Annotated in this window: 8 protein-coding genes; 7 read left to right on the forward strand and 1 reads right to left on the reverse strand. The window is 31.5% G+C overall.

The genetic code is table 11. The features are described 5' to 3' along the window. Window positions 1-28: 28 nt before the first annotated feature. The 7 genes from BTO06_RS07955 to BTO06_RS07985 all read left to right on the forward strand — a co-directional run bounded on the left by BTO06_RS07955 (window position 29) and on the right by BTO06_RS07985 (window position 11,371). Complete coding sequence (locus tag BTO06_RS07955; protein WP_100924792.1) at window positions 29-1,069, forward strand: WD40/YVTN/BNR-like repeat-containing protein; 1,041 nt, start codon at window positions 29-31, stop codon at window positions 1,067-1,069. Window positions 1,070-1,150: 81 nt separating this feature from the next. Continuing rightward, window positions 1,151-4,102 (forward strand): amidohydrolase family protein, encoded by a 2,952-nt coding sequence (locus BTO06_RS07960; protein ID WP_100924793.1) that lies wholly within the window; start codon window positions 1,151-1,153, stop codon window positions 4,100-4,102. A gap of 19 nt (window positions 4,103-4,121) precedes the next feature. Next, window positions 4,122-5,417 carry an amidohydrolase family protein gene (locus tag BTO06_RS07965; protein WP_100926748.1) on the forward strand — a complete coding sequence of 432 codons (1,296 nt, stop codon included), beginning with the start codon at window positions 4,122-4,124 and terminating at the stop codon, window positions 5,415-5,417. An 87-nt stretch (window positions 5,418-5,504) separates the two neighbouring features. Beyond that, window positions 5,505-6,305 carry a TrmH family RNA methyltransferase gene (locus BTO06_RS07970; protein WP_100924794.1) on the forward strand — a complete coding sequence of 267 codons (801 nt, stop codon included), beginning with the start codon at window positions 5,505-5,507 and terminating at the stop codon, window positions 6,303-6,305. Window positions 6,306-7,329: 1,024 nt separating this feature from the next. Further along, entirely contained in the window at window positions 7,330-9,546 is a 2,217-nt protein-coding gene (locus BTO06_RS07975; RefSeq protein ID WP_100924795.1) for a RelA/SpoT family protein, read from the forward strand. Between the two features lie 74 nt (window positions 9,547-9,620). Further along, window positions 9,621-10,070, forward strand: coding sequence for a Fur family transcriptional regulator (locus tag BTO06_RS07980; protein ID WP_100924796.1), 450 nt, complete (start codon window positions 9,621-9,623; stop codon window positions 10,068-10,070). A 29-nt stretch (window positions 10,071-10,099) separates the two neighbouring features. Continuing rightward, window positions 10,100-11,371 carry an adenylosuccinate synthase gene (locus tag BTO06_RS07985; protein WP_100924797.1) on the forward strand — a complete coding sequence of 424 codons (1,272 nt, stop codon included), beginning with the start codon at window positions 10,100-10,102 and terminating at the stop codon, window positions 11,369-11,371. Window positions 11,372-11,436: 65 nt separating this feature from the next. Here BTO06_RS07985 and BTO06_RS07990 read toward each other — a convergent pair whose 3' ends face one another. Next, a complete protein-coding gene (locus tag BTO06_RS07990) occupies window positions 11,437-12,879 on the reverse strand; it encodes a pyridoxal phosphate-dependent decarboxylase family protein (RefSeq protein ID WP_100924798.1) in 1,443 nt (480 codons plus the stop codon). Between the last annotated feature and the right edge of the window lie 81 nt (window positions 12,880-12,960).

The following is a 12,960-nucleotide window of genomic DNA, read 5'->3' on the forward strand; positions in this document are numbered from 1 at the left end:
TTTTTAGTCGCATAAAAATAGAGAAAAAATGAAACGCTACCTTATAATAATTTCATTAACATTTATTTTCCTTTCATGTAAACAGGAACAAGCCAATCGAGAAATTACTAATATAGATCTTGAAATTTTTAAAATGGACAGTATTAGTATAAGAGCTATAGAAGTTATTGATAAAAATATTTTGTTCTTCGCTGGTTCAAATGGAAAAACGGGTAGAACATTGGATAGCGGAAAAACTTGGGATATTCAAACCATAGTTTATCAAGATTCTATAAATCCAAACTTTAGAAGTATTGCAAAAAATAAAAATGCTTACTTCGCTCTATCAATTGCCAATCCCGCCCTATTGTATAAAATTACCAATACTAACGAAATAGTCTACACTGAAAATCATGAAAAAGTATTTTATGATTCAATGAAATTCTTTAGTAATGGTTTAGATGGAATTGCTGTTGGAGATCCAGTTGATAATTGTCCTTCAATTATAATGACGCATGACGGCGGTGATACTTGGAAGAAGCTTTCTTGTGATCAACTTCCAAATTTTGAAGAAGGCGAAGCATTTTTTGCTGCTAGCAATACAAATATTGAAATTATTAACAATACAGTTTGGATTGCCTCTGGAGGAGCCAAATCTAGAATAATTAAATCAACTGATAGAGGAAATACATGGAAAGTAATCGAAACTCCGATAATTCAAGGAAATGGTCCACAAGGAATTTATTCTATAGATTTTTATGATGAAAATAATGGTTTCATCATCGGGGGAGATTATTCTAAAGCAAATGAAAATTTTAAAAATAAGGCTGTTACAAAAGATGGTGGAGAAACTTGGAAAATTGTAGCTGATAATAAAAATCCAAATTATAAAAGCTGTGTTCAGTATATTCCTAATGGAAAAGGAAAAGAAATTTTCGCTGTAGGAAAGACAGGAATTTCATATTCTAACGATGCGGGGAATACTTGGAAAAAACTCTCAGATGAAGATTTTTATTCAATTCAATTCGTAAATGAACAATTTGCTTGGTTATCTGGTCATGAAAAAATCGCAAAAATGATGATTCGGTAATTCTTAATTTTATGTTAAAGCAAATTCATTGTGAAATTAATTGAATACTTTTAATTGTTATTTCAATCAATTAATTCAACAATGAAGAAAATAGTCCTACTATTTCTCTTCTGTGTTTCCGTTAGTTTCTCACAAGAATACTTTCCTACAAACACAGGAGTGAAAACCACAAAAAACACTACTGTTGCTTTTACTAATGCAACCATTTATTTAAGCCCAACAAATAAAATTAAAAAAGGAACTTTACTAATTAAAGATGGTAAAGTATTAAATGTTGGTAAAAACATAAGTATTCCCAAAGAAGCCAAAATTGTCGATTCAAAAGGAAAATATATTTATCCTTCTTTTATTGATATTTATTCAAGCTTTGGGATTCCAGATATTAAAAGAAGTTCTGGAGGTAATGGAGGTCCACAATACGACGCGAATAGGAAAGGATATTACTGGAATGATCATATTAGACCAGAAACAGATCCATTAACATCATTTTCGTTTGATGCGAAAAAAGCTAAAGTTTTAATTGATGCTGGTTTCGGTGTTGTTAATTCTCACTTAGAGGATGGAATCATGCAAGGTAACGGAGTTTTAGTTGCTTTAAATTCAGATGCTTCTAATGCTTACAGAATATTAGATCAGAAAACATCAAATCATTTATCTTTTTCAAAAAGTAGAAAGTCTCGTCAATCTTATCCAACATCAAGAATGGGTGCTATGGCCTTAATAAGACAAGTTTATTTGGACGCTGATTGGTATGCAAATGGATATTCAAAAAATTCAGATTTATCTTTAGAAGCAGTAAATAAAAACAAAAGTTTACCTCAAATTTTTAATGCAGGTGATGCTATCAATGCTTTAAGAGCAGATAAAGTCGGAGATGAGTTTGGAGTGCAATACACAATTTTAGGAGGTGGTGATGAATTCGAAAGAATTCCTGATATAAAAAATACTAATGCTACTTTTATTATTCCTATTAACTTCAGAAAGGCCTATGATGTGAGTAACAAATTTTTAGCAGAAGTTATTTCTTTACGTGACATGCGTAAATGGAATCAAGAACCTTCAAATCCGGCAATGTTAGCTAAAAACGGAATAAACTTCGCTTTAACTACACATAAACTAAAGTCACCAAAAGAATTCAATAAGAATCTTCAAAAAGCTATTAAATACGGTTTAGATAAAACAAAAGCTTTAGAGGCATTAACTACTGTTCCTGCTGGAATTTTAAATAATTCAAAAATTGGTAATTTAAATTCAGGGAGTTATGCTAATTTCTTAATTACTTCTGGTGATATTTTTGACTCAAAAACAATTGTTTACGAAAACTGGGTTCAAGGAAACAAAAATGTTATCAACGACATGTCTATTCCTGATTTAGCTGGAACTTACATGGTAAATGTTAATGGTACCACTTATGATTTAACAATTACAGGTAAAGGTGCAAAACAAAAAGGATCTGTTAAATTAGGAGATAAAAAGCTTAAGTCTACTTTCTCTTTTAAAGATAATTGGATCCAATTAGCGATTAATAACGACGGAAAATATGTTCGTTTAGCAGGAACTATTATAAATGATTTAAACGGTATGGAAGGTACTGGAACAGATCATTATGGGAATGATGTTACTTGGAGTGCATCAAAACAAGTTAAAAAGTCTAAAGACAAGAAAAAATCAAAGAAAAAATCAAATGAAGATGCTCCTGAAGTAGTTGCTGTGAGCTATCCTAATGTTGGTTTTGGAAATGCATATAGACCTTCTAAACAAACTATTTTAATTAAAAATGCTACAGTTTGGACAAGTGAGAATGGTCAAGTTTTAAACGATACGGATGTTTTAGTTAAAGATGGAAAAATCAGTAAAATTGGCAAAAACTTATCAGCCGGTAAAGCTAAAGTTATTGATGGAACAGGAAAGTATTTAACCGCAGGTATCATTGACGAACATTCCCATATTGCGACTTCAGCAGTAAATGAAGCAGGACATAACTCTACTGCAGAAGTAACAATAGAAGACGTTGTTGATCCAGATGATATTAATATTTATAGAAATATCGCAGGAGGTGTAACTTCTATTCAGGTTTTACATGGTTCTGCAAACCCAATTGGAGGTAGATCTGCAATTATCAAATTAAAATGGGGAGAAAATGCTAAAAACATGATTTACAAAAACTCTCCAAAGTTCATCAAATTTGCCTTAGGTGAAAATGTAAAGCAATCAAATTGGGGAGATCGTCAAACAATTCGTTTTCCGCAAACTCGTATGGGAGTTGAGCAAGTTTTCATTGATTATTTCCAAAGAGCTAAGGAATACGATGAAAAGAAGAGAAGCGGAAAACCTTACAGAAAAGATATTGAGTTAGAAGCAATCGCAGAAATCATTAATAAAGAACGTTTTATTTCGTGTCACTCATATGTACAGTCGGAAATTAATATGTTAATGAAAGTTACGGAACAGTTTAATTTTAATGTAAATACATTTACTCATATTTTAGAAGGTTACAAAGTTGCGGATAAAATGAAAGAACATGGAGCTGGGGGATCTACTTTTGCAGATTGGTGGGCTTACAAATACGAAGTTAATGATGCAATTCCCTATAACTCTGCAATTATGCACAAACAAGGCGTTACTGTTGCAATTAACTCGGATGATGCTGAAATGTCAAGAAGGTTAAATCAAGAAGCTGCAAAAACAGTTAAGTATGGTGGTTTAACGGAGCAAGAAGCTTGGAGTACTGTAACGATTAATCCGGCTAAACTTTTACATCTTGACGACAGAACAGGAAGTATTAAAGTTGGTAAAGATGCAGACTTAGTTTTATGGAGTGATAACCCATTATCAGTTTACAGTAAAGCAGAAAAAACAATTATTGACGGAACTATCTATTTTGATATTGAAAAAGATCTTCAAAAAAGAAAGGATATCAAAGCTGAAAAAGCTAAGTTGATTGAAATGATGTTAAAAGAGAAACTTGGTGGAGCTCCAACACAAGCACCAGTTAAAAAACAAAAGAAATTATTCCACTGTGATACTGAATAAGAACTTAAAAAGAGACAAAATGAAAAAACAATTTATATACATGTTGCTAAGTTTCTTATTCATAGGAAATCTTAGTGCACAACAAACACCTGCTCCAAAACAATCTAAAAAAATATCGATAGTTGGAGCGACAGCACACATAGGAAACGGAAGTGTAATTGAAAACTCATTAATTGAATTTGAAAATGGAAAAATAACTTTCGTGGGAAAATCTTATGACAAATCACCTGAAGGTGAAGTAATGAATTATAATGGTAAACACGTTTACCCTGGTTTTATTGCTGCAAATACTTCTCTTGGTTTAGCAGAAATTGATGCAGTTAGAGCTACTCGTGATTTTGACGAAGTTGGAGGTTACTTGCCTCATATTAGAAGTATTATTGCGTATAATGCAGAAAGTAAAGTTGTAGAATCTATGCGTCCGAACGGGGTTTTAATGGCTCAAGTTGCTCCTCGAGGTGGAACTATTTCTGGAACATCTTCAATTGTACAATTCGATGCTTGGAACTGGGAAGACGCGATTTTAAAAGTTGATGATGGAATCCATGTAAATTGGCCTTCAAGTTTATCAAGAGGTCGTTGGTGGTTAGGAGAAGATCCAGCTTTGAAACCAAATAAAAACTATGCAAAATCAGTTGACCGAATTAAGTCTTACATAAAACGAGCAAAGAAATATTTATCCGGTAACAGAAGTCCTAAAGATTTACCTTTTGAAGCTATGGATAAACTGTTTCATGGAAATCAGAAATTATTTGTTCATGTTTCAGGAGAAAAATCAATTACTGATGTTGTAAATACTTTTAAGAAACTGGGTATTAAAAATTTAGTTTTAGTGAATGCAGAAGGTGCTCAAAAGGTAACTCAATTATTAAAAGACAATAATGTTGGAGTAATTCTTAGGAGATCACATAGACTACCAAATAGTGATGACGAAGACTATGATTTACCTTTTAGAATGGCACAATTATTAACTGAAAATGGAATTGTTGTTGCTTTAGGAATGGAAGGTGAAATGGAAAGAATGAATACTCGTAATCTTCCTTTTTATGCAGGAACCTGTGCTGCTTATGGATTAGGTAAAGAAGAAGCTGTAAAACTTATCACTTCTAATGCTGCTAAAATTTTAGGAATTGATGATAAAGTTGGAACTATTGCAACTGGCAAAGATGCAACGCTATTTATTTCTGAAGGAGACGCTTTAGACATGAGAACTAACATCATTTTAAATGCATTTATTCAAGGACGTAAAATTAGTTTAGAAACTCATCAAACTAAACTTTGGAAACGTTATGAAAACAAATACAAAAATCAATAAAAAAGATTTTTCACTTTATAAAAAGCTCGGTAATTCCGAGCTTTTTTTATGCTTTCAAATAGCACAAGTTTAAGTATTTTTGTCAGGATGAAAAATATATCTAGCATTCAAAATCCATTTATTAAAGAACTAATAAAACTTCAAGAAAAATCAAGAGAACGCCGAAAAAAACAACGTTTTCTTGTTGAAGGGAAAAGAGAGATATCACTTGTTTTAAAAAGCGATTATCTCATCGAAACTGTTCTTTTTGTTAATGAGAACCATTTAAACAATGAGGATATTTTAGAGGAACTTCCAAAGGATGTTGATTTAATTCAAATCACAAAAGAAGTATATCAAAAATTAGCTTATCGTGAATCTACTGAAGGAATTTTGGCCGTGGTAAAAACCAAAAATTTCTCTCTTGCTAGTTTAAAATTCCAATCCAAAACTCCTTTAATTATGATTATGGAAGGCATTGAAAAACCAGGAAATATCGGTGCAATGCTAAGAACTGCAGACGCAGCAAATGTAGATGCTGTGTTTATTGCTGATCCCAAAACGGATATGTTTAATCCAAATATTATTCGGTCAAGTGTTGGCTGCGTATTTACCAATCAAATCGCTACAGACTCTTCCGAAAACATTATCAATTTCTTAAAAAAGGAAAACATAAATATTTATAGTGCTACTCTTCAAAACTCTAATGAATATTTTAAAGAAGATTATACTAAAGCAAGTGCAATTGTTGTTGGTACAGAAGCAACTGGTTTATCAGAAATTTGGAGAGAAAGAGCAACACAGAACATAAATATTCCTATGCAAGGCGAAATAGATTCTATGAATGTATCTGTCGCCTGCGCCATTATAATTTTTGAAGCCAAACGACAACGTAACTTTATGATATAAATCTAAAGAAATCTGCAATCCTCATTAATCAAGATTTTTTTATTTTTTATCCCAAGAGATGCCTTGATCATCGGATAATGATTCAGAGTCGAAATCTTCTTTTACTCTTCAAAATATCATTTCCTATTTTTTAATGAGAAAAAAAATTAGCTTTAATTGAATTCGAAAAAATAGTTTCTTTACTGAACAAGACTACTATGTTTTGATAAGTGGTTAATTTTTAGGAATACTTAGAAATGGCTTCGTGAAATTCAATCTAAAATTTAAAATCAATTAGAAATAAAATTTATATTAGAGAAATTGAACTCACTACTAATCAAAATGCACCTCCTTCCGAAGAATGGATTACTATGTTTAGATGAGGAAAAAGTTCAGATTTTAAATGACCTGTTCATTTCATTTAACAACCTAAAAAAATTATTTATAATATTACAATCCTTGAAACTAAGTAATGGAAGTCTCATCGTATTCATGTTTTCATGGTATTCAAAAATATTCCTGTTATTTAAACAAAAAAGCTTACTTTTTCCAAGTAGCTGAATTTAATTCTAATTTCAGTCAAATAAATTATATTATAATTTGTTCAAGAGGCTTAATTTAGGTTAAGTTGGTTATTTAGTTCAGACTAATAAATCCCAAAGCCCATTTAATACAACATTATTTCGTACAGCAATTAGTAGACTTTAGAACTACTTTAAAATATGTTACTTTAAATGCTTTAGTAATGTTATAAAGTATGCGATGAAAGACAATACAGTAAAGTTAATTATGTTGTTTTTTATGAATAATTTAAATGAGAAGACCAGCTTACTGCTTTTGGTAGGTATCCAATTGAACCAATCTGTAAAATCATAATGGGAAGAAAAAGTGTTTTTTTTATCAATTAGAGATTTTTTGTTCTATTATCAACCGTAAATTGATTAAGGTTAACATCGTTTATTGAAATAATAAAAACTTGTTCATTACAAATCTTTATATTATTTTCACTTAATAATGTGAGTAGATTAACCAATCCCCTGTAATGATGGAGTACACAGCAACGATAGAAGAAGAGAACAAGGAAATAGCAAATCGCTACAAGGATTTGTTGAAAGGGACTTATCAAACTTTATCTGAAGATGACAAAAGGCTTATTCGTAAAGCTTTTGAAGTTGCCGTTGAAGCTCACTCAAGTCAACGAAGAAAATCTGGTGAACCTTATATTTTTCATCCAATTGCTGTAGCAAAAATTGTTGCTTACGAAATTGGATTAGGAGCCACCTCCATTGCGGCTGCTTTACTACATGATGTTGTTGAGGATACCCAATACACTGTTGAAGATATGCAACAGTTGTTTGGGGAAACAGTAGCTAGAATTGTAAGTGGATTGACAAAAATTTCTCGTTTAAAACAAGACCAAGACTACTCAATACAAGCAGAGAATTTCAGAAAAATGTTACTGACTTTGCATGACGATGTTCGTGTAATTTTAATAAAAATTGCCGATCGTCTCCATAATATGCAAACCATGGATGCAATGCCACCTCATAAGCAGGTAAAAATTGCATCTGAGACATTATACATATACGCTCCTTTGGCACATCGCTTAGGTTTATACAATATAAAGACAGAACTTGAAGATTTAGGTCTAAAATACACTGAACCTGAAGTTTACAATGATATTTTATTAAAAATCAAGGAGAATAAAGAAGATCAACAACATTACATTGACTTATTTAATTCTAAAATTAGAGAAGCGCTAGATCAAGTAGGATTTAACTATCAAATAAAAGGTAGATTTAAATCTATCTATTCGATTAGAAGGAAAATGCGTAAGCAAAACGTAACCTTTGATGAGGTTTATGATAAATTCGCCATTAGAATTATTTATGAACCAACATCGGATGATGAGAAATTTGATGCTTGGAAAATATATTCAATTGTAACTGATTTCTATAAACCTAATCCAGCCCGATTAAGAGATTGGATTTCTCAACCTAAATCTACCGGTTATGAAGCCTTACATATAACCGTAGTTGGACCTGATGCTAAATGGGTTGAAGTACAAATTCGTTCAGAAAGAATGGATGAAATTGCAGAAAAAGGATATGCTGCACATTTCAAGTACAAACAAGGTAATGAGAATGAAAACGGATTGGACGATTGGTTAAATAGACTAAAAGAAACATTAGAAAACAACACCTTAAACGCAGTTGACTTTGTTGAAGATTTTAAACTAAATTTATATGCTAAGGAGATTTATGTTTTTACTCCAAAAGGTGATTTAAAGTCTTTACCTAAAGGTGCCTCAGCATTAGATTTTGCCTTTTCAATTCATACAGATGTTGGATTAAAAACAAGGGGTGCTAAAGTTAATGGTAAACTAGTTCCTTTAAGTTATGAATTAAAAAGCGGTGACCAGGTAGATATTTTAACATCGTCAACTAATAAACCAAATTCTCGCTGGCTAGATTTTGTAATGACTGCCAGAGCGAGAACAAAAATTAAATCAGCTTTAAAAGCCGATGAAAAGAAAATTGCGGAAGAAGGAAAGGCAATTTTAGCTCGAAAATTACGTCATTTGAAAATTAACTATGATGAAAAATTAATTCATGAAATCGCTAGTTATTTCAATCTTCAGACTAGTTTTGACCTGTTTTACCGAATAGGAAATGGAGCTATTGATAACACTTTATTAAAGGAATTTGTTAGTCAAAGATCCAGTCCAATTATGACTTTCCTTAAAAATCCTTTTAAGAGAAATTCACATAAAAATATTACCGATACCGAGGAAGTAACTAATAAGTACGACGCTTTAGTTTTCGGACAAGAAGAAGAGAAATTAGAGTATTCTTTATCTGTTTGTTGTAAACCTATACCTGGTGATGCTGTTTTTGGATTTGTAACAATTAATGACGGAATTAAAGTCCACAAAAATAATTGTCCGAATGCCATTTCTTTACAATCAAATTTCGCTTACAGAATTATTAAAGCAAAATGGATTGATTCTACAAAACAAGAATTTTCTGCTATTTTAATGGTTAGTGGCGTTGATAACAAAGGAATTGTTAATAATATTACAAGAATTATTTCTAGTAACATGGATGTCTTTATTAACAGTATAAATATTTCTGGAAATGCTGGAATATTTGAAGGAAAAATTTCACTGACTGTTAAAAATAAAAATCAATTAACAAAGCTAATCAACAGTATAAAAAAAGTAGAAGGGGTTCAAAAAGTCACACGTGTGAATAGTTTATAAATATATTCTTTAGCTCATAACTTTTTTTATTCATAAATAAGCGTAAATTTGTTTTTTGGTAAAATTCAACCGATATGAGTAACATAGCTGAAAATCAAGAAATCGTAAAAAAAGTATTTACTTCTTTCCTGGAAGAAAACAAGCATCGTAAAACTCCTGAACGATACGCTATTTTACAAGAAATATATGACGCTGATGAACATTTTGACATTGAATCTTTATATATCAAAATGAAAAATAAAAACTATCGTGTAAGTAGAGCTACACTTTACAATACGATAGATTTATTATTAGAATGTGGTTTGGTGCGTAAACATCAATTTGATGGTCAATCAATGGCTCGTTACGAAAAAAGTTATTTCGACAAAAATCACGACCATGTTATTCTTACTGATTCTGGGGAAGTAAAAGAGTTTTGCGATCCAAGAATTCAAATTATCAAGAAAACAATTGAGGAAGTGTTTGATATCGATATTCATAACCACTCATTATACTTCTACGGAACAAAACGAAACTCAAAATAAACTTAACACACATAACAACACACTAAATAATGGCGGTAGATTTATTACTCGGCTTGCAATGGGGAGATGAAGGAAAAGGAAAAATTGTTGATGTTCTTACCCAAAATTATGATATCATTGCTCGCTTTCAAGGTGGACCAAATGCTGGTCATACCTTAGTATTTGATGGTCACAAATACGTCTTACATACTATTCCTTCTGGAATTTTCCATAAAACAGCGTTAAATGTCGTTGGAAACGGAGTAGTTATTGATCCTGTAATTTTTAAGAAGGAATTAGAGAATTTAGACGATCACAACATCAATTACACAGATAAATTACTAATCTCAAGAAAAGCTCATTTAATTTTACCAACTCATCGTTTATTAGATGCAGCCTCTGAAACAGCAAAAGGAAAAGCAAAAATTGGTTCTACATTAAAAGGTATTGGTCCAACTTACATGGATAAAACGGGTAGAAACGGAATGCGCGTTGGTGATTTAGAACTAGATGACTGGAAAGATCGTTACAAAACTCTTACGGAAAAGCACATTAAAATGCTTGATTTTTTCGATGTGGATATTCAGTTTGATTTAGATGAGTTAGAAGAAGAATTCTGCAAAGGAATTGAAAAATTAAGAACATTACAATTTATAGACTCTGAAGAGTTCTTAAACAGGGCTATTAAAGAAGGAAAAACCATTCTTGCAGAAGGAGCACAAGGATCTTTATTAGATATAGACTTTGGAACGTATCCATTTGTAACTTCAAGTAATACAACTGCTGCTGGGGCTTGTACAGGATTAGGAATCGCTCCAAACAGAATTAAAGACGTATTTGGAATTTTTAAAGCTTACACAACAAGAGTTGGTTCTGGTCCTTTTCCAACTGAATTATTTGATGAGGTTGGAGAAACTATGGGAAGAGTTGGTCACGAATTTGGAGCAACTACAGGGCGACCTCGTCGCTGTGGTTGGTTAGATATCGTCGCTTTAAAATACGCAGTTCAAGTAAATGGTGTAACTCAATTAATGATGATGAAAGGTGATGTTTTATCTGGATTTGATACCTTGAAGGTTTGTACAGGTTATAAATATAAAGGTGAAACTATTGAACATTTACCTTATAATATTGAACCAGAAAATATTGAATCAGTTTACACAGAATTTAAGGGTTGGGAAGCAGATTTGACTGGAATGACTGACAAGGAAACGTTGCCTGAAAACTTAGTAAATTACATTAAGTTTATAGAAAAGGAAACTGAAGTTCCCGTGAAGATTGTTTCTGTTGGACCAGATAGAAAACAAACTATTATGATGTAATATCATTATTATTTTTATAAACAAAAAAACTGCAAGATTTGCAGTTTTTTTTGTTTATAATGAAATTACTTAGATTTTAAATCTTTTAAAATTTCAGCTCCGTACTCTTCACAAGTATTCAAAGTATCTAATACATCATCCATAGTTGTTTTAGGATTTATTAAACACATACGTAATACTATTTGTTTGTTTAATATCGTAGTAACAAAAACTGCATCTCTCGATTCCATGACACGTTGTGAAATCTTTTGATTCAATTCATCGATTACAGCTTCTTCTAATTTTTCACTTATTGGATGGTATCGAAAATTAATTACGGCTAAGGTCGCAGGAGAAACTACCTCCCAAACTTTACTATTACGTAAATAATCCTCAACCTGTTCCGTTAAATCAATATTATACGTAATCGCATTTCTAAAAGTTTCTAAACCATACGTTTTTATAGAAGTATAAAACTTTAAAGCTCTTAATCTTCTTGTTAACTGAACTCCATAATCATAAAAATTAATTTCGGATTCATTTCCTTCTACATCACGTAAATATTCTGGTTTTTCACTAAATGTTCCACTTAACCAAGAAGCATCTTTTACCAATAAACATCCTATTTCGTAAGGTTGAAAAAACCATTTATGAGGATCAACTGTTAAAGAGTCAGCGCGTTCAATTCCACGTAGCATTCTTTCTCCTTTTTTAGCTAAAATTGCTGCTCCTCCATAAGCACCATCAATATGTAACCAAATATTCTCATCTTCACAAATATCAGCAATTTCATGAAGAGGATCTACAGTTCCTGTATTGGTTGTTCCTGCATTTGCTATAAAACAGAAAGGTTGTAATCCTTCTAGTTTATCTTTAGCAATTGCATTTTTTAATTTATTGATACCAATTCTAAACTCGAAATCAGTTGGAATAATTCTAATCTGCTCTTTTTTAAAACCTAAAATACGAATAGCTTTAATGTTAGAGGAGTGCGCCTGATCGGATAAATAGATAACTGCTTTTGAAAAATCGTCACCACATTTAATTCTACGAGCTGTAACTAATGCAGTCAAATTTGCCATAGAACCTCCGCTAGTAAAAATACCTCCTCCCTGTTTAACAGGAAAGCTATACATATTCAATAACCAGTTAACTGTAACAATTTCGAGCTCAGCAGCAGCTGAAGACACAAGCCAGCCTCCAGAAAATATATTAAATCCCGTTGCTAAAGTATCAGCCATTGTACTTATAAAATTACTTGGACCTGGTACAAACGAATAAAATTTGGGATGTAGTGTACATGTGCTATTAGGAATAACATTTTCAACAATAAAATCTAAAACTTTATTATAATGCATTGGTTCTTCTGGAGCTTCCTGCAAGAAAATTTGATCTAAATCACTTCTTGTTTTAGGTTCTGCAAGCGGTTTTTTTTGTTCAATTGAATTCCAATGTTCGGCAATTAAATCAACTATTTTATATCCATATGACTTCATGTCTTCGAGAGACATATCGAAGTTATTTTTCATAATTTTACTATTTGCTCACAAAATTACCTCCTTTTTAAAAATCAGAAAATATAAATCTCATTTATTTATTTTAAAAAATGA

It is taken from the genome of Tenacibaculum sp. SZ-18 (assembly GCF_002813915.1).
Lineage (GTDB): Bacteria > Bacteroidota > Bacteroidia > Flavobacteriales > Flavobacteriaceae > Polaribacter.

Coding starts and splice junctions, on each gene's coding strand:
- BTO06_RS07975 (WP_100924795.1), top strand. CDS start 7,330: ATGGAGTACACAGCAACGATAGAAGAAGAGAACAAGGAAATAGCAAAT.
- BTO06_RS07960 (WP_100924793.1), top strand. CDS start 1,151: ATGAAGAAAATAGTCCTACTATTTCTCTTCTGTGTTTCCGTTAGTTTC.
- BTO06_RS07955 (WP_100924792.1), top strand. CDS start 29: ATGAAACGCTACCTTATAATAATTTCATTAACATTTATTTTCCTTTCA.
- BTO06_RS07970 (WP_100924794.1), top strand. CDS start 5,505: ATGAAAAATATATCTAGCATTCAAAATCCATTTATTAAAGAACTAATA.
- BTO06_RS07990 (WP_100924798.1), bottom strand. CDS start 12,879: ATGAAAAATAACTTCGATATGTCTCTCGAAGACATGAAGTCATATGGA.
- BTO06_RS07965 (WP_100926748.1), top strand. CDS start 4,122: ATGAAAAAACAATTTATATACATGTTGCTAAGTTTCTTATTCATAGGA.
- BTO06_RS07985 (WP_100924797.1), top strand. CDS start 10,100: ATGGCGGTAGATTTATTACTCGGCTTGCAATGGGGAGATGAAGGAAAA.
- BTO06_RS07980 (WP_100924796.1), top strand. CDS start 9,621: ATGAGTAACATAGCTGAAAATCAAGAAATCGTAAAAAAAGTATTTACT.